This is a genomic window from Amorphus sp. MBR-141, assembly GCF_053628695.1.
The window spans coordinates 53,612-69,558 of record NZ_JBRJGW010000016.1 but is presented as its reverse complement, the minus strand read 5'-3'; the positions used below and the strand labels follow the sequence as shown (position 1 = coordinate 69,558).

Below are 15,947 nucleotides of genomic sequence, written 5' to 3'. Positions count from 1 at the left end.
GACGCGCCGTGTCAACATGGCTTCTCATGCCCCGGAGCGAACCGGGGCCGTAAATCGGGATCGGGAGAGTTCAGGATGCGCATCGTTTCGGCAGCCGACATCGACCAGGCGCTTTCGTGGAAGTCGCTGGTGGAGGCGCTCAGGGCCGCCCACCGCGCCGAGGAGGTCGACCTGGGCGACACGCTGCTCGCGTCGTCGGGCCGCAAGATGCTGGTCCGCTCGGCCTGGATCGGTGGCCTCGGCGCCGGCGTGAAGGCGGTCACCGTCTATCCGGACAATCCAAGGGCCGATCCGCCGCGCCCGTCCATCCAGGGCGCCATGCTGGTGTTCGACGAGGAGACCGGCGCGCCGGCCGCCCTCGTCGACGGGGCGGCGCTGACCGCCTGGAAGACGGCGGCCGATTCGGCGCTCGGATCCGATTTCCTCTCCCGGCCCGACATCGCCACGATGCTGATGGTGGGGGCCGGCAGTATGGCCGAGCCGCTGATCCGCGCGCACCTCGCGGTGCGGCCGTCGCTCTCCCGGGTGACGATCTTCAACCGCACCCGCGCCCGCGCCGAGGCGCTGGCCCAGCGGATGTCCGATCTGCCGGTGGAGATGGTGGTCGCCGAGGACCTCGATGCGGCGCTGCCCGAGGCCGATCTCGTCACCACCGCGACGATGTCGGAAACGCCGGTTCTGGCCGGTGCGCGGCTCAAGCCCGGCTGTCACGTCGATCTCGTCGGCGCCTACACGCCGACCATGCGCGAGGCCGACGACGCGGCGCTGACGCGTGGCCGGCTGTTCGTCGACTGCCGGCACACGACCATCGGCGAGATCGGCGAACTCATCGACCCGATGGCGCGCGGCGTGATCTCGGACGCCGACGTGCGGGCCGACTACTTCGATCTCGCCAAGGGGGCGGAGGGGCGCACGAGCCCCGACCAGATCACGGTCTGCAAGAATGGCGGGGGCGCGCATCTCGACCTGATGGTGGCGCGCCACGTACTCGATCAGGGCGTCGGCCGCGACGTCTGAGCCGCGGCCGGCGCTCAGCTCGTTTCCCGCACCTCGAACGGCGTGGTGAGGATGTGGGAGTATTCCTGGACGCTGACGGAGGTGACGTTGGAGCCGCGCGGACCCTTGCGGCATTCGGCGATCATCTCCGCGACGACCTCGCTCGGGCCGGAGAACACGGCTTCGATCTCGCCCGTCATGCGCTCCCGAACCCAACCGCTCAGTTCGTAGCTGTCGGCAATCTGCGCCAGCCAGGACCGGTAGCCGACCCCCTGCAGCATGCCTGCGACGACGACGTGAACGCTGCGATCGCTCATGGCGATCTCCTTTCGCGCTATCCCGGCCGCAGCCAGGACTCCAGTTCACATAGATGGGTCGGGGGCAGTCCCCATGCACGTGCCGCCGGCAGGACGATCTTGTCGAGATAGCCTTTGCGCGGGCGGCCCGAGGTCCGGGAGCGACCGACATATACGAGCGCGCGAACGGGTCCATTTGTTCCGCGGACCGGCAGGTGCGTTTTGCGATAGAGGCCGCCGGCGACCTCCTCGTAGGCGTCGAGTGAGGCTTCGTCCTTCGCGGAAATCTGCCAGAGCACCCCGTGCACGGCCGAGCCGAGCCGCGGTGCGACCGAGGCGTAACCGTCGACGGTGATCCGGAAATGCCAGTTCTCCAGGCATGCGTGCCCGAGCGGCTTGGCCGACGGGCAGCGCTGACGCATGCCGGCGGGGTCGAGATTGGCACCGTAGGCAAAGGTCATCCGCATCGGTCCGTCACTCCGCGAAAAGGAGGTCGAAATGGCAGCAGGACGGACCTTACTCGAACTCCATGATGATCGCATCAACGGCGAGGCTGTCGCCCTTCGCCGCGTTGATCTTCTTCACGGTGACGAGGCGCTCCGCCCGCAGCACGTTTTCCATCTTCATGGCTTCGACGATGGCCAGCGTCTCGCCGGGCTGGACCTCCTGGCCCTCGGCGACCTCCAGCGACACCACCAGCCCGGGCATCGGGCACAGCAGGAACTTGGACGTATCGGCCGCGATCTTTTCCGGCATCAGCGCGTCGAGTTCGGCGATTCGCGGCCGCAGCACGCGCACCTCCGTGGACACGCCGTGCCAGGTGGCCTGGTAGCCGTTGAGGGACGACTGAAGCTGCACCGACACCGACTGGCTTCCCACCTTGCCCGTCCACAGGAGGTCGCCCGGGCGCCAGTCTGAGCTGACGGTGACCGGCTCCGCGTCGTCGCCGATCTGCAGGCCAAGGGCGATCGGCAGGCCGGGCGTCCCCTCCGTCACGCGCACCGACAGCTGTTCGCCGGCGATGTCGACGGTCCAGTCGGTGTTGAGCGGCGCCGGCACGCGCCGCATCTGGTCGGGAAGCCGCCGGTAACGCTCGGCGCGGGCGAGCTCCGCCGACACGGCGGCGGCGCACAGCACCCGCCGTGCGGTGGCGTCCAGTTCGCCGCCGGCAAAGCCGTCCGGGAACTCCTCGTCGATGAAGTTCGTCGACAGCTCGCCCGAGCGCCAGCGCGGATGCGCCATCAGCGCCGACAGGAAGGGAATGTTGTGGCGGATGCCGCCGATGATCGTGCGGTCCAGCGCCTCGCCCATGGCATCGATCGCCCCCAGCCGGGTGGGCGCGTGCGTCACCATCTTGGCGATCATAGGGTCGTAGAAGAGGGTGATCTCGGAGCCTTCCACGACGCCGGTGTCGACCCGCACCTTGGAATCGCCGAGCACCTCGTCGGCGGGCGTCCGGTAAGTGGTCAGCCGGCCCGTGGAGGGCAGGAAGCCGCGAAAGGGATCTTCCGCATAGAGGCGGGTCTCGATGGCCCAGCCGTCCAGCTTCACGTCGTCCTGGGCGATCGACAGCGTCTCGCCGGCGGCGATGCGGATCATCTGCTCGACGAGGTCGATGCCGGTGACCAGCTCGGTGACGGGATGCTCCACCTGCAGGCGGGTGTTCATCTCCAGGAAATAGAAGCTCTTGTCCTGGCCGGCGACGAACTCGACCGTGCCTGCGGAATCGTAGCCGACGGCCTTGGCCAGCGCGACGGCCTGGGCGCCCATCCGCTCGCGGACCTCGTCGTCCTTGTCGAAGAGCGGCGAGGGGGCTTCCTCGACGACCTTCTGGTTGCGGCGCTGGATCGAGCATTCGCGCTCGCCGAGGAAGATCGCGTTGCCGTGCTTGTCGCCCAGCACCTGGATCTCGATGTGGCGCGGATTGACGATGAACTTCTCGATGAAGACGCGATCGTCGCCGAAGGACGAGGCCGCCTCGGAGCGGGCGCGGGCGAAGCCGTCGGCCACCTCGTCCACCGTCTTGGCGACGCGCATGCCCTTGCCGCCACCGCCGGCCGACGCCTTGATCATCACCGGGAAGCCGATCTCGCGGGCGACCTCGACCGCCTCCTCCGGCGTGGCGATGATGCCGGCCGAGCCCGGCACGGTGGAGACGCCGGCTTCCTTCGCCTTGATCTTCGACGTGATCTTGTCGCCCATCGCATCGATCGCGGCCGGGTGGGGGCCGATGAAGACGATGCCGGCGGCCGCGAGCGCCGTCGGGAAGGCCGAACGTTCGGACAGGAAGCCGTAGCCGGGATGGACGGCCTGGGCGCCGGTCTGGCGGCAGGCGTCGACGATCTTGTCGATGACGAGATAGGACTGGGAGGCGGCCGGCGGGCCGATCAGCACGTACTCGTCGGCCATCTCCACGTGCAGGGCGTCCCGATCGGCTTCCGAGCAGACCGCGACCGTCTTGATGCCGAGGCGCCGGCAGGTGCGGATGATGCGACAGGCGATTTCGCCCCGGTTGGCGATCAGGATTTTGTCGAACATCGGCAGGCCATCCCCCTTTGGCAGTTTCCAGCGCGTCGTGGTCAGATCTTGTGGCCCGACCGAGCCGGAGGCCTTGATCTCTGTTTCTGTTTGCTGGATGTCGCCTATACCAATCCGCTGAAGCGGACAACGCGGTCAACCGGCTCCGCTGTCAAGACGAGAGCCGCCCGGGCGAAGACACCACGAAGTCATGATCAACGCACTCGCCATCCTGCTCGTCTGCCAGCTGGCGGGTGAAATCGCCGTGCGCCTGATCGGTGCGCCGGTGCCCGGGCCCGTCGTCGGCGCGGCGTTGCTGGCGGTTGTCCTGTCGATCCGCGGTATGCCGTCCTTCCTGCCGCCTGTGGCCCACGGCATCCTGCGCAACCTGTCGCTGCTGTTCGTTCCGGCGGCCGTCGGCGTCGTGCAATACGGGCCGCTGCTGGCCGAGCACGGGATGGCGCTGGCGGTGATCCTCGTCGTTTCCACCGTGCTGGCGATGGCGGTGACCGCGCTGGTGTTCCGGCTCGTCGGCGGGCGGGTGGGGGAGGACGAGCGATGACGCCGGCCGAAAGCCTGTGGGTCTATCTCGCCGAGAAGCCGCTCCTGTGGCTCACCGTCACCCTGGTCGCCTATCTGGTCGCCGACCGGATCGCGGCGCGGTTCGGCTACACGCCGCTCGCCAATCCGGTGGTGATGGCGACGGCGCTGGTGGTGGCCTGCCTGCAGATCACCGGCACGCCCTTTCCCGTCTATTTCGAGGGCGCGCAGTTCGTGCATTTCCTGCTGGGGCCGGCCACCGTCGCGTTGGCGGTGCCGTTCGTGGAGAATCTCCGGCATGTGCGCCGCGCGCTCGTTCCGCTGGCGGTGGCGCTGGTGGCCGGATCCGGCACCGCGGTCGGATCGGCGCTGGCGCTCGGCTACGCCTTCGGCCTGCCGCACGACATCCTCGTCTCGCTGGCGCCGAAGTCGGTGACGACGCCGATCGCCATGGGCATCGCGAGCCTGGCGGCCGTGCTCGTCATCTGCACCGGAGTGATCGGCGCGATGCTGCTCACCCCGCTGATGGCGCTGCTGAAGATCCGCGACGAAGGCGCGAAGGGGCTGGCCGCCGGCGTCGCGGCGCACGGCATCGGCACGGCACGCGCCTTCCAGCTGTCGCCACTCGCCGGCACCTTCGCCGGCCTCGGCATGGGCCTCAACGGCTTCCTGACGGCGCTGCTCGTCCCCGTGTTGCTCCTGCTCCTCGGGTGAGACGGTGCGGCTGGACGCGCTCCGGCGGTTGCCATCGGCGGCGTGTTGGTGCCATCGTCCGTCGCGCCGCGATCCGCGGCGACTTCCCCGATCGTCCCACCCCTCCGGCCTTCCCGGGGGCGCCCCTTTCCGCCCGAATTTGTGTGACAGATCGATCCCGCCCGGTCGCCGATCCTCGTGGACGGCCGGCGGAGAGATCGCGAACGATGGAGCGACGGTGATCATGGCCAATGCGGAGCGCGTGCTTGTGGTCGGTGCGGGTCCTGTCGGGCTCTCTGCGGCGCTCGCGCTCAGCCGGTCCGGCTTCCAGGTGCGCATCGTCGACCAGGCGGCCGAACCGTCGACGGAATCGCGCGCGGCGGTGGTGAATGCGCGCACGCTCGAGGTTCTCGACTATTTCGGCGTCGCGGCCGACCTGATCGACGCCGGCGTGCGCCTCGACGGGCTGAAGCTCGTCTCCGGCTATTCCACGCTCGCCACCATCGACATGACGCGGCTCAAGCATCCCTTCAACTTCATCCTCGGCATTCCCCAGAGCGAGACCGAGGCGATCCTCGACGACCATCTGGCCTTCGAGGGGGTCGCGGTCGAGCGCGGCATGAGGGTCAGCGAGCTCTACCAGGACGCCGCCCGGGTGAACGTCACGACGACCCGGGGCTACGACCGCCACGAGGAGAGCTACGACTGGGTGCTCGGCGCCGACGGGGCCCATTCCACGGTCCGCAAGGCACTCTCCCTCGATTTCGCCGGTGAGGCCTATCCGTTCCAGTGGTCGCTCGCCGACGTCGACATCGACAGCGGTGCGGCGATGGACTGGGGCGAACTCCGCCTCGACCCGGGCCGGCCGATGCTCCTGCGCGTGCCGATCGCCGATGGCCGCCACCGGCTGATCTCCAACGTGCCGAACGTGCTCGATCTCGTGCCGCCTTCCTGGCTGCTGGGCGCGCTCCACTGGAGCGCCGAGTTCACCGTCAGCCATCGCCACGTGGCGGCGCAGGGCAAGGGCCGCGTCTGGCTCGCCGGCGATGCGGCGCACATCCATTCGCCGGCCGGCGGGCGCGGCATGAACCTCGGCATCGAGGACGCGGTCACCTTCGCCCGCTTCCTGCACGCCGGGCGCGTCGCCGAGTGGGCGACGTGGCGCTGGCGCAAGGCCGCAGCCGTGCTCAAGGAAAGCGACCGGATGCAGCGGTTCGCCACGGCGGACAAGGGGCTGATGCGCCGGCTCGGCCCGAAGGCCGCCGGCGTCGCGCTGAAGGTGGCGCCGCTCCACCGGCAGCTGGTCACCCGGACGGCCGGGCTGTTCGACGTGAAGCCCTGACGGGCATAGTCTCCGCTGGAGGCGGCAAGCGGGAAGGACGCGCCGGATGACCGGGCAGGATCTTTCGGAAGACCGGACGGCGCCGCCGTTGGCGGCCGACAGCGCGACGGTGCGGATCCCGTTCGGCGCGGCGCGCCTGTCCAGCGCTCCCGGCGCCTCCGTCCGCGCGTTCGCTGCGATGCCGGGGAGCGGGCCGCTGCGGCTGTCGAGCGGGGTGATCGGCGTCGCCGGTGCGCCCGGGGTCCCCTCCGCCGACGACCAGTTCGCGGCGCTGCGCGCGCGGATCCTGACCCTGGCGGACCCCTGGTCGCGGTCGATGCGCGCCTTCGTGGACGGCTACTTCGCGTTCGTCGCCGACGAGGTCGCCCGGTCCCGGGACGAGATCGCGGCCCGCCTCGCCGATTTCCATGGTCTCTACACGCCGGAGGATCTGCGCTTTGCCGCCTGGCTGCCGCTGCCGATGGCCCATCTGCCGGCGGCGGAGGGGTACCGGCTCGTCCCCTTCGCGTTCTGGTCGGGCACGGCGGTGGTGGCGGTCGATCTCGGCGGCGGCACCGCGCCGGTCGGTATCGACGATCCGCGGCTGCCGACGGAGGCGATCTGCATCGACCGGCGGGACCTCGCGCGCGATCCAGTGGCGGCGCTGCGCGCCGGCCTGCCGGCGGCGGCCGTCCGGTTCTGGGCCGGCGCCGGCGTGCCCAGCGCCCCCGCCCGCACCGATGCGGCAACGCTGGCGCTGCCGGCCTGATCCCGGGCGTGCGGGCGCTCGGTGGCGCAGCAGCGGCGGCGCGGCTGCCGCAGGCTCAGAAGTCGGCCTCCATGCAGTAGAGGCCGCCGGTGAAGCGCTCGGCGCCGTAGACGATCCGGCGCTCGTCCACATAGATGTCGTTCATCTGGGAACAGCCGACCGGCGAGCCTTCCGGAGCCGGCGGCACGCAGAAGCCGATCTCCTTCGGCTGCAGCGGGTCGGCGATGTCGTAGATGCGGATGCCGCCGTTGAAGATCGCCGCGAAGATGATGGTTTCCGAGCGGAAGCTGTACGGCCCCGGCTGGTTCTCATGGACGTTGTGGGAGCCGAAGCGGCCGCCGCGGTGGCCGAATTCCGCCAGCGGCGGCAGCGGCATCGTGGCGATCGGCACCAGATTGGTCTCCACCCGCGCGTCGACCACCCAGGTCATCTTCGGCCAGTCGGCGGCTTCGTTCTTGATGCTCTCGTCGGTGACGATCAGCAGCTCGCGGTCGATGAGCGGCAGCACCGTGTGCATGAAGCCGTTGTAGGGGGGATGCGGGTTCCAGTGGCTGATCTCCTTCGGGTTCGCCGGGTCGGAGATGTCGAGGATGAACATCCCGCCGTCGAGATAGGAGACGTAGGCCCGGTCCGGCCGGTCCGGGTAGACGTTGGTGTTGTGGGCGCGGAACGCGGTGTCGAAGCGGGGATGCCGGGCCGGCGGCGGGGCGCTGTCGCCTTCGCGCACGCCCGGATACCACCAGCGCCCGATCTCGACGGGCTTGGACGGGTTGCGCACGTCGATGGAGCGGTAGAACTGGCAGTCGCGCCGGTCACGCGGCTGGAAGTCCGGTGCGCCGCCGGAAAAGTGGATCGTCTCGCCGTCGACGAACCACAGCTGGTGGACCCCCATCGAATGCGGCCCCGAGCAGTCGTAGAAGGCCACCCGCTTCGGCGTCTCCGGCACCGAGACGTCGAACAGCTCGATGCCGGCCGGCGTCATGTCGAGGCCGGGATCACCCAGCCCCTTCTCGCCCAGCGTCTGGTAGGCCACCGCCAGCAGGTCGCCGACCACGTCGAGGGAGTTGGACCGCATCCGGTTGTGGGCGAGGTCGGTCTGCACCACCACGGTCGGGTTGCGCGGATCGCTGACGTCGACGCCGGTGAAGTTCTTCGGCGGCCCCTCGTGCGCCAGCCACATGATGCGGCGGCCGTCCCTGGTCATCTGGATCGACATGCCTTCGCCGAGCCCGCCGTAGCCGCCGAGCCGGTTGTGGCCGATGATGCGCATGTTCCTTGCTTCAAGCGATGTCATCGGTGGTCGTCTCCTCCCTGAGAACCTGTTGCGCTCGGCCCGGCGGCGGACAGGCGCGGGCGAGGCTCGCCGCGAGCCCCCTGCCCAGGTCCGCGTCGAGCCTCGATGCGATGAACACCAGCCGGGTCGCCTTCGCGCCGACGGGCCAGCGCGGCAGCCGGGCCGGCGGCGCCAGCCGGTGGTGGACGGCCTGCACCAGGATCGGCTGGTCGCAGCCGCGCACGAAGGCGAGCCCCTTGACGCGCAGGATCGTGTCGCCGCGCAGCGACAGCACGCCGGCGAGCCACGCGGCGAGCGGGGGCCAGGCGAGCCGGTCGGTGCGCTCCAGCACGACAGTGCGCGCATCGTGCGCGTGCGCGCCGTGCGCATCGTCCGCACCGCGTTCGCTGCGCACGTCGGCGCGCGCAGGCGCCAGAAGCGCGGCGGCGAGGTCGGTCTCCGCGTCGCGCACGACGATCTCCGCCGTCGGGTTAAGGGCCGCGATCCGGGCGTGCAACATCTGCAGCCGGTCGGCGCTGGCGATGTCCGCCTTGGTGACGACCACCCGGTCGGCGAACAGCACCTGCCGGCGCGCCTCGTCATGGGCGGAGAGGTCGCTGTCGGCGTGGATCGCATCGACGGTGGTCGCCACGGCGTGCAGCGCGAACCGCTGGCGCATGCCTTCGTCGGCGGCGAAGAGCGCCACCAGCGGACCTGGATCGACCAGACCGCTCGTTTCGATCACCACGTGGGAGAGCGGCGGCAACCCGCCGGCGGCGACGCGTTCGGCGAGGGTCATCAGCGTGCTGCGCAGGTCGCCGCGCACGGCGCAGCAGGCGCAGCCGTTCTCCAGGACCACGGCGCCGTCGAGGGCCCGGTCGACCAGCAGATGGTCGAGGCCGACCGCGCCCACCTCGTTGACGATGACGAAGATGCCGGCCCGGGCAGGGTCGGCGAGGAGGGCGTTCAGCAGCGAGGTCTTGCCGGAGCCGAGGAAGCCCGTGAGCAGCGTGACGGGGGTCCGTCCGGACGTCGCCGGCCTCTCGCCCATCACGCGCGTCATCCGAGTTCGACGGTGCCAGGCCGGATGTCGGGCACCGGGAAGAAGCAGAGCATCACCAGCGGCTCAGTGCCGGTGTTGCTGGTGGCGTGCGGCTCGTCGGCGGGGACGAGGATGGTGTCGCCTGGCCCGACGGGCAGCAGGGTGCCGTCGCCCGCCCGCATCTCGCCGCGCCCGGAAACGATGTGGATGCACTCCTCGTAACCCTGGTGCAGGTGCTGGGCGCGCGGCCTGGCGCCGGGCGCGGGAACCGGGATCTCGACGCGGCGGAAGGTCACCTGGGCTGAACCGTTCGCGCCGCCGACGATCTCGCGGGCGTTGCGGCCCGCCAGACCGATCTGGGGGGCATCTTCCAGCCGGATGACCTTCGCCATGTCCGTCTTTCCTCCGCCTGTGCGCCGCGCCGGTGCCGCTTCAGGCCGTCTTCTTCATGTCCGTCACGCGCGTTCCGCCGCCCTGCACGGCGTCAAGCTGGCGGAAGATCTCGCGGGCTTCTGCGGCGATCGCATCGGCGATGTCGACGATCATCTGGCGGCCGCGCTCCGCGGTCGCCGGCTTCGGGTCGCCGTACCAGCCGCGCGGCTCGATCGACCGGATGTCGGTCAGAACCGGCTGATAGTTCCGGTTGCGGCGGAGCTTGTCCATCTTGGAGCCGAGCGTCTTGTTGCTGCCGTCCTCGGCCCGGTCCAGGTGGACCAGGTCCGGCCGGTGGGCGAGCACCGCCAGCGCCTCGATCTCGCCGGCGTGGGTCAGCCCGCCGCAGGTCGGGCCGTAGAGGTCGGCGGCCACGTAGCAGGCCTGCACGGTCACCACCGACAGGCCGTGGTCGCGGTGGAGCGATTCCGCCGCCAGCGCCAGCGGCGCGCTGTTGCCCTCGTGCCAGTTGACGATGAGGAGCTGCTTGGCCCCGTGCCGGGCGGTCGAGATGCAGGTGTCCTTCACCACCTGCATGTAGGTCTCCGGCGAGAGCGAGATCGTGCCCTCGAACGGCATGTGCATGGGCGTGACGCCGAGGGGGCCGCCCGGCAGCACCAGGCCGTCCATCCGTTCCGCAAGCGCGTGGGAGACCTCGTTGGCCGCATAGATGTCGGTGCCCGTCGGCAGGTGGTTGGAATGCTGCTCGACGCTGCCGGCCGGCAGGATGACGAGTGGGTTCTTGACCAGCTGCGCAGCGATCTCCGGCTGCGTCAGTTCGATGAAATAGCGCGTGGGAAGCGCGCCGGGTGCGGACGCGGTCATGCCGGTACCGTTCTCCTGGGTGTCCGGGGCCGGCGACGTCGGGCGATCCCCGCACGCGCCACCGGCCTCGGGATTGCTCCGATCAGGCGGCGTCGCGCTCGGCTGCGACGTCGGCCCGGGCTTCGTCCATGACCTCCGACAGCGGGACGAGGGCGCCGTTGCGGTCGACCGAGCGCAGCGCCGCGTAGACGACGGCCAGCGCGACGTTGCCGTCGGAGGCCGACAGCTCCTTGATCTGGCCGGTGCTGCAGACCTCGGCGAACATCTCCAGCTCGTCGACGAACATGTTGGCCTTCGGTATCTCGATGACCTCGCGCTTGCCGTAACAGTCCTTGCCGCGCTGGAGGTAGAGCGTGGAGGTGAGGTGCAGGTTCGACGGGTCGTCCCAGCTGCCGAAGTCGAGCTCGTAGTGCATCAGGCCTTTGGAACCGAACACGCGGATCGAGTAGATGCCCGGCGAGGTCCAGCAGCTGCCCACGTAGGCCACCTTGCCGTCGGCGAACTTCATCAGCGTCATCGACTGGTCGTCGACCTCGGCGCCCACCGGCGACAGCTTCGAGGCGATGGAGGACACCTCGGAGATCTCGCCGCCAAGATAGTGCAGCGCGTCGAACTGGTGGATGGCGAGCTGGGAGAGCGGTCCGCCCGGGGCCTTGTCGCGGTACCAGCGCCAGGTCGACGGGGTGAGTTCGAGCGCGCGCTCGTTGGAGAAATTCGCCTCGATGAAGGCGACGCGGCCGAGTTCGCCGGCATCCATCGCCGCCTTGATCATCCGGGTCCCCTTGAGGAGACGGGCGCTGTGGCCGACCATCAGGCGCACGTTGTGGCGCTTCTGGAGGGCGTCCATCTTCAGGCCGTTGGTCAGCGTGTTGGCGATCGGCTTCTCGGTGTAGATGTGCTTGCCCGCGGCCGCGACCTGCTCGGCCACCGGCAGGTGCTGTTCGTTCGGCACCGTGAGGATGCAGCCGGCGATCTCGGGGTTGGAGAGGAGGTCGTCGAGCGAGGCCACGGTCTTGATGCCGAAGTCGGCCTCGTAGGACGCCCGCTTCTCCTCCGAGCGGCTGTGGCCCGCGACGATCTCGAACCTGTCGCTGGTCTGTGCCGCGCGCGTCAGCACCTTGGCCCAGCGGCCCAGTCCCACGATCCCGATCTTTACCGGCTTGGATGTCATCGTCTGCTCCCCGATCGAGTGACGCGCGTCGGTTCGGACCGATCGCCCGTCACGGCCGTTGTCCCGGCCTTGTGCGTGCAAGTGTCAAACTCTGGCGCCCGGCAATTCCACCGGGATGCAGGATGCTCTAAGGCTGAAGCGATGTCCTGACTGCGACATACCATAATACCGTATTATGAATGGGTCAATCAGACGAAGGAGACACGCCGTGGCGGCGGGAGACACCAGTTCTATCGACATCGTGAAAGCGGTCGCGCCGTTGCGGCTCCAGGTCGTGGAGGGCCTTCGGCGCGCCATCATTTCAGGCCGCCTGCAGCCGGGCCATCGCCTGACCGAGCGCGAACTGATGGCGATGATGTCGGTGTCGCGGACGGTGATCCGCGAGGCGCTGCGCCAGCTGGAGACCGAGGGCCTGGTGGCGATCGTGCCGAACCGGGGGCCGATCGTGCGCGAGCTCACCAAGGCGGAGGCCAACGACCTCTACCAGATCCGCTCAGTGATGGAGGGCTTTGCCGCGCGGCTGTTTGCCGAGAATGCCTCGGAGGAGGACATCGCCCGGCTGGAGGCGGAGCTGGACGCGGTCGAAAAGGCCTATGCCGACGGCGAGACGGAAACGATCCTGGTGACCAAGAACGCCTTCTACCGGATCATGTCCGTGGGGGCGGGGTCGCCCACGCTGGCGCAGATGCTGGACACGCTGCACGCGCGGATTTCGCGCTGGCGGGCGCTCGGGCTCAGCCATCCGGACCGGCGCGGCGGCCGCTCCGCGGAGACGGTGGACAACCTCAGGGCGGTGATCACCGCCATCAAGGCGCGTGACCCGGACGAGGCGGAGGCGCGCATGCGCGTGGAGACGCGCCAGGCCGCCGAGGAGGTCCGCCGGCTGCTGGGATGAGTATCCCGCGGGGCGACGCGGAGACCGGGTTTCTCGTCCGCCAGGGGCCCGCGGCTGTGGCGATCAGCTCCGTCCGCGCAGCGGCCGCTCCTCCAGCTTGACGAGGGAGAGCAGCGCCATCGACAGGGTGACGGCGGCGACCGCGAAGATCCACCGGAACGCCGACACCAGTCCCACCGGATCGGCGACGCGGGTGCCGATGTCCTCGATGCTCGCGCCCTGGCCGGCCATGGTCAGCAGGATGGCGCCGAAGATGGCCGCCATGATGGCCCCGCCGAACTGGCGGAAGAAGGTCGACGACGCGGTGGCCGTGCCCATCTGATGCGGCTCCACGGCGTTCTGGATCGCCACGATGGTCACGGGCAGGGCCGTGCCGATGCCCAGGCTGATCAGCCCGAGGGCCACCGACAGCGTCAGCCCCGACATCCGCTCGAAGCCGAATGCCGTCAGCGCCATGCCGGCGACCGCCCAGCACAGGCCGACGATCGCGACGCGCTTGTAGTGGCGCAGATAGTACATGCCGTGGCCGGCCACCGTCGCGCCGACCACGGCGCCGATCATCAGCGGGATGACCGCCAGCCCGGACTGGCTCGGCGAGTAGCCCAAAAGGGTCTCGAACAGCAGCGGCGTCACCACCGTCAGGCCGATGAAGCTGCCGGTGGAGAAGAACGCGCCGATCGCCCCCGTCGCGACCACCGGGTTGCGCAGGATGGTGATCGGCACCAGCGGCTCCGGCGCCATCCGCAGCCGGATGACGAACAGGATCCACAGCACCAGCGCCGCGGTGAACAGGGCCACCGTCGTCGACGACAGCCAGCCGTGGCTGTTGCCCGACCAGGTCAGCGGCAGCAGCATGCTCACCGTCGCCGCGATCAGCAGCACGGCGCCGATGCCGTCAAGGCTGTGGGGCCGCTCGTGGCGCGGCAGCCGCCGCAGCGCCGGCCAGCCGATCGCCGCCGACAGCGCCGCCAGCGGCAGGTTGATCCAGAAGATCAGCGACCAGTGGAAGAAGTCGGTCAGTGTGCCGCCGATCACTGGGCCGGCGAGGCTGGCAAGGGCGTAGACCGAGGTGATGTAGCCCTGGTAGCGGCCGCGGTCGCGCGCCGGGATCGCGTCCGCGACGATCGTCATCGGCACCGCCATCAGGCCGCCGGCGCCCAGCCCCTGGACGGCGCGCGCCAGCACCAGTGCCAGCATGGTCGGCGACAGGGCGCAGGCGATGGAACCCACCGTGAAGACGCCGAGCGCCAGGAACAGGGCCGTGCGTCGACCGCGAATGTCGGCATACTTGCCGTAGAGCGGCGCCGTCGCGGTCGCCATCAGCATGTAGGCCGTCACCACCCACGGCAGGTAGAAATCGTCGCCCAGGTCCGCAGCGATGGTCGGCAGGGCGGTGACGATCACCGTCTGGTCGAGCGCGGCCAGGAACATCGCCAGCATCACGCCGATCAGCACGATCCTGAGATCGCGTCCGTGCAGATAGGCGGGCGGCGTCGGGGCGGATGCGGACGGGGAAGGCGGATCGGACGTCATGGTCACCTGCGAATGCGGCCGGTTGCGGCCTCGGCCGTGGCCCCGCCCCCCGGCCGGTCCCGGAAGGGCCTTGCGAGAGCGGTATTACGGTCATACGGTCAGCATGCAAACCATGCACCGGGAGGCCGGGGCATGGGAAGTCGTCGGTGGGCGACGGCGTCGATCATCTGCAAGGCCGCCGCAACGCACCGGCAGGCCGGTCGGCGGGGACTGCCGGTCCCGAATCATCCGGAGCATAGCCCGATCGCGCGCGATCCGGGCGGCTTCGGTGGCCTCGGACCACCGGCAACCGGGCCTGCCGGCGCAGCCGCCGAACCGCAACGAGGGGAACTGCCGAATGACCTGCGATGTCGTCTGCCTGCGGCCGGAAGCCGATTTCCTGAAGGTGGGCGTCGCGCCGCCCGCAAGCCTGGCGATCGCCTTTCGCGCCCCGGACGCCGACGACGTCCCCGCGCTGGTTCGGGGGGCGAAAGCGGTGCTGATCCCGGCGGTCGGCCCGGCGCTTCCGGCCGCGCTGTTTCAGGGCAGCGACGTGCGCCTGGTGCAGGTCACCGGCGCCGGCGTCGACCGGCTCGACCGGGCCGGCATGGAGGGGCTCGGCATCGCCGTCGCCAACGTGCCCGGCGGCAGCAACGACGCGCTGGCCGAATACGCCATCGCCACCGCGCTGGTGCTGCTGCGCCGCTTCACCCAGTCGACCCGCGCGCTGCGGGCGGGCCGCTATGCCGCCCACCGCGCCGACCTCGTCCAGGCGCTGCCGCGCGGCCTGGGCGACATGACCGTGGGCGTGGTCGGCCTCGGCACCATCGGCCTCGACGTCGCCCGCGGATTTCATCGGATGGGGGCCAGGATCCTCTATTTCGATCCGGCGCCGCGCGATCCCGATGGCGCCGCGGCGCTCGGCGCCGAGCGGACCGACCTCGCGACGTTGCTGGAGCGGGCCGATGTCGTCACCCTGCACGTGCCGCTGCTTCCCGCCACGACGGGGCTGATCGGGGCGGCGGAGCTCGCCCGGATGAAGCCCGATGCGGTGCTGATCCACGCCTCGCGCGGCGGCATCGTCGACGAGGCGGCGCTGGCGCGGGCGCTGTCGGTGGGGGCCATCGCCGGGGCTGCCGTGGACGTCTATGCGCAGGAGCCGCCGGCCGCCGACCATCCGCTGTTCACGCTCGACGAGGCGGCCTCCGACCGGCTGATTCTGACGCCCCACATCGGCGGCGTCACGCGGCAGGCGTGGGCGACGCTGTTCCGCACGGCGTGGGACAACGTCCAGGCCGCGGTGGCGGGCGCCGGGATCCGCCACCGGGTCTACTGAGCCGCCGCCGGCGGCCGCGCCGGTGGATCGGCGGGGAGGGGCGTCCCAAGTGCCTTGACACGAGGTGCCGGCGCACCCTACATCCGCGATGCTTTCCGAGGCCGCGCGCCTCGCCAAGCCCCGGGGGCCGTAGCTCAGATGGGAGAGCGCTGCAATCGCACTGCAGAGGTCAGGGGTTCGATTCCCCTCGGCTCCACCAATCCCCCAGGAAGTCCCGGCTGGCGTGAAGCCGTTGAGTCCGAAGGCCCAGGGCCTTCCGTGTGCTGTGCGGACGTACGGCACACTCGGCATTCGGGCGGCCGGCCGAACTCGCCACCGCTCGGACCTCC

The 15,947-nt window shown here is 70.2% G+C and carries 16 protein-coding genes and 1 tRNA gene; 8 read left to right on the top strand and 9 right to left on the bottom strand.

What is annotated here, in order from left to right:
* Positions 1–75: 75 nt before the first annotated feature.
* Positions 76–1,017, top strand: a complete 942-nt coding sequence (locus tag ACSSVZ_RS19725; RefSeq protein WP_453972450.1) for an ornithine cyclodeaminase family protein — start codon at positions 76–78, stop codon at positions 1,015–1,017.
* Between the two features lie 14 nt (positions 1,018–1,031).
* On the opposite strand, the gene ACSSVZ_RS19720 is transcribed toward ACSSVZ_RS19725, so the two are convergent.
* From ACSSVZ_RS19720 to ACSSVZ_RS19710, 3 genes are read right to left on the bottom strand one after another with little or no spacing between them, the layout of a single operon-like run.
* A complete protein-coding gene (locus ACSSVZ_RS19720; protein WP_453972449.1) occupies positions 1,032–1,313 on the bottom strand; it encodes an acylphosphatase in 282 nt (93 codons plus the stop codon).
* Between the two features lie 17 nt (positions 1,314–1,330).
* The gene (locus ACSSVZ_RS19715; RefSeq protein ID WP_453972448.1) at positions 1,331–1,759 is read right to left on the bottom strand and encodes a gamma-glutamylcyclotransferase family protein; all 429 of its coding nucleotides are present in this window, start codon (positions 1,757–1,759) and stop codon (positions 1,331–1,333) included.
* A gap of 49 nt (positions 1,760–1,808) precedes the next feature.
* Positions 1,809–3,830, bottom strand: coding sequence for an acetyl-CoA carboxylase biotin carboxylase subunit (locus tag ACSSVZ_RS19710; RefSeq protein WP_453972447.1), 2,022 nt, complete (start codon positions 3,828–3,830; stop codon positions 1,809–1,811).
* 190 nt (positions 3,831–4,020) lie between these two features.
* Between ACSSVZ_RS19710 and ACSSVZ_RS19705 the strand changes: the two genes are divergently transcribed.
* The 4 genes from ACSSVZ_RS19705 (at position 4,021) to ACSSVZ_RS19690 (ending at position 7,132) form a co-directional block, all read left to right on the top strand.
* On the top strand, positions 4,021–4,371 hold the full coding sequence (locus ACSSVZ_RS19705) for a CidA/LrgA family protein (protein WP_453972446.1): 351 nt from the start codon (positions 4,021–4,023) through the stop codon (positions 4,369–4,371).
* Complete coding sequence (locus ACSSVZ_RS19700) at positions 4,368–5,063, top strand: LrgB family protein (RefSeq protein WP_453972445.1); 696 nt, start codon at positions 4,368–4,370, stop codon at positions 5,061–5,063. The genes ACSSVZ_RS19705 and ACSSVZ_RS19700 overlap by 4 nt, the downstream gene beginning before the upstream one ends.
* A 223-nt stretch (positions 5,064–5,286) precedes the next feature.
* On the top strand, positions 5,287–6,384 hold the full coding sequence (locus tag ACSSVZ_RS19695) for an FAD-dependent oxidoreductase (protein WP_453972444.1): 1,098 nt from the start codon (positions 5,287–5,289) through the stop codon (positions 6,382–6,384).
* 46 nt (positions 6,385–6,430) lie between these two features.
* Positions 6,431–7,132: a hypothetical protein gene (locus tag ACSSVZ_RS19690; protein WP_453972443.1), complete on the top strand. Its 702-nt coding sequence runs from the start codon at positions 6,431–6,433 to the stop codon at positions 7,130–7,132.
* Between the two features lie 55 nt (positions 7,133–7,187).
* Here ACSSVZ_RS19690 and ACSSVZ_RS19685 read toward each other — a convergent pair whose 3' ends face one another.
* The 5 genes from ACSSVZ_RS19685 to ACSSVZ_RS19665 all read right to left on the bottom strand — a co-directional run bounded on the left by ACSSVZ_RS19685 (position 7,188) and on the right by ACSSVZ_RS19665 (position 11,875).
* Positions 7,188–8,426, bottom strand: a complete 1,239-nt coding sequence (locus ACSSVZ_RS19685; RefSeq protein WP_453972442.1) for an LVIVD repeat-containing protein — start codon at positions 8,424–8,426, stop codon at positions 7,188–7,190.
* Complete coding sequence (locus ACSSVZ_RS19680; RefSeq protein WP_453972441.1) at positions 8,413–9,456, bottom strand: CobW family GTP-binding protein; 1,044 nt, start codon at positions 9,454–9,456, stop codon at positions 8,413–8,415. The genes ACSSVZ_RS19685 and ACSSVZ_RS19680 overlap by 14 nt, the downstream gene beginning before the upstream one ends.
* Positions 9,457–9,464: 8 nt before the next feature.
* Positions 9,465–9,839: a cupin domain-containing protein gene (locus tag ACSSVZ_RS19675; protein WP_453972440.1), complete on the bottom strand. Its 375-nt coding sequence runs from the start codon at positions 9,837–9,839 to the stop codon at positions 9,465–9,467.
* A 40-nt stretch (positions 9,840–9,879) separates the two neighbouring features.
* Positions 9,880–10,704: a creatininase family protein gene (locus ACSSVZ_RS19670; RefSeq protein WP_453972439.1), complete on the bottom strand. Its 825-nt coding sequence runs from the start codon at positions 10,702–10,704 to the stop codon at positions 9,880–9,882.
* 82 nt (positions 10,705–10,786) lie between these two features.
* A complete protein-coding gene (locus ACSSVZ_RS19665) occupies positions 10,787–11,875 on the bottom strand; it encodes a Gfo/Idh/MocA family protein (RefSeq protein ID WP_453972438.1) in 1,089 nt (362 codons plus the stop codon).
* 208 nt (positions 11,876–12,083) lie between these two features.
* Here ACSSVZ_RS19665 and ACSSVZ_RS19660 point away from each other — a divergent pair, with 208 nt between their 5' ends.
* A complete protein-coding gene (locus ACSSVZ_RS19660) occupies positions 12,084–12,770 on the top strand; it encodes a GntR family transcriptional regulator (RefSeq protein ID WP_453972437.1) in 687 nt (228 codons plus the stop codon).
* A gap of 63 nt (positions 12,771–12,833) precedes the next feature.
* Here ACSSVZ_RS19660 and ACSSVZ_RS19655 read toward each other — a convergent pair whose 3' ends face one another.
* Complete coding sequence (locus ACSSVZ_RS19655; protein WP_453972436.1) at positions 12,834–14,303, bottom strand: MDR family MFS transporter; 1,470 nt, start codon at positions 14,301–14,303, stop codon at positions 12,834–12,836.
* A gap of 337 nt (positions 14,304–14,640) precedes the next feature.
* Here ACSSVZ_RS19655 and ACSSVZ_RS19650 point away from each other — a divergent pair, with 337 nt between their 5' ends.
* Together ACSSVZ_RS19650 and ACSSVZ_RS19645 are read left to right on the top strand one after the other, a co-directional pair.
* Complete coding sequence (locus tag ACSSVZ_RS19650; RefSeq protein WP_453972435.1) at positions 14,641–15,618, top strand: 2-hydroxyacid dehydrogenase; 978 nt, start codon at positions 14,641–14,643, stop codon at positions 15,616–15,618.
* 123 nt (positions 15,619–15,741) lie between these two features.
* Positions 15,742–15,817 (top strand) — tRNA-Ala (locus ACSSVZ_RS19645).
* Positions 15,818–15,947 lie beyond the last annotated feature (130 nt).

Bases quoted from the DNA above. Each gene is read 5' to 3' on its own strand.
- ACSSVZ_RS19690 (WP_453972443.1), top strand. From the start codon at position 6,431: ATGACCGGGCAGGATCTTTCGGAAGACCGGACGGCGCCGCCGTTGGCG.
- ACSSVZ_RS19665 (WP_453972438.1), bottom strand. From the start codon at position 11,875: ATGACATCCAAGCCGGTAAAGATCGGGATCGTGGGACTGGGCCGCTGG.
- ACSSVZ_RS19670 (WP_453972439.1), bottom strand. From the start codon at position 10,704: ATGACCGCGTCCGCACCCGGCGCGCTTCCCACGCGCTATTTCATCGAA.
- ACSSVZ_RS19710 (WP_453972447.1), bottom strand. From the start codon at position 3,830: ATGTTCGACAAAATCCTGATCGCCAACCGGGGCGAAATCGCCTGTCGC.
- ACSSVZ_RS19650 (WP_453972435.1), top strand. From the start codon at position 14,641: ATGACCTGCGATGTCGTCTGCCTGCGGCCGGAAGCCGATTTCCTGAAG.
- ACSSVZ_RS19725 (WP_453972450.1), top strand. From the start codon at position 76: ATGCGCATCGTTTCGGCAGCCGACATCGACCAGGCGCTTTCGTGGAAG.
- ACSSVZ_RS19695 (WP_453972444.1), top strand. From the start codon at position 5,287: ATGGCCAATGCGGAGCGCGTGCTTGTGGTCGGTGCGGGTCCTGTCGGG.
- ACSSVZ_RS19675 (WP_453972440.1), bottom strand. From the start codon at position 9,839: ATGGCGAAGGTCATCCGGCTGGAAGATGCCCCCCAGATCGGTCTGGCG.
- ACSSVZ_RS19680 (WP_453972441.1), bottom strand. From the start codon at position 9,456: ATGGGCGAGAGGCCGGCGACGTCCGGACGGACCCCCGTCACGCTGCTC.
- ACSSVZ_RS19685 (WP_453972442.1), bottom strand. From the start codon at position 8,426: ATGACATCGCTTGAAGCAAGGAACATGCGCATCATCGGCCACAACCGG.
- ACSSVZ_RS19715 (WP_453972448.1), bottom strand. From the start codon at position 1,759: ATGCGGATGACCTTTGCCTACGGTGCCAATCTCGACCCCGCCGGCATG.
- ACSSVZ_RS19655 (WP_453972436.1), bottom strand. From the start codon at position 14,303: ATGACGTCCGATCCGCCTTCCCCGTCCGCATCCGCCCCGACGCCGCCC.
- ACSSVZ_RS19700 (WP_453972445.1), top strand. From the start codon at position 4,368: ATGACGCCGGCCGAAAGCCTGTGGGTCTATCTCGCCGAGAAGCCGCTC.
- ACSSVZ_RS19705 (WP_453972446.1), top strand. From the start codon at position 4,021: ATGATCAACGCACTCGCCATCCTGCTCGTCTGCCAGCTGGCGGGTGAA.
- ACSSVZ_RS19720 (WP_453972449.1), bottom strand. From the start codon at position 1,313: ATGAGCGATCGCAGCGTTCACGTCGTCGTCGCAGGCATGCTGCAGGGG.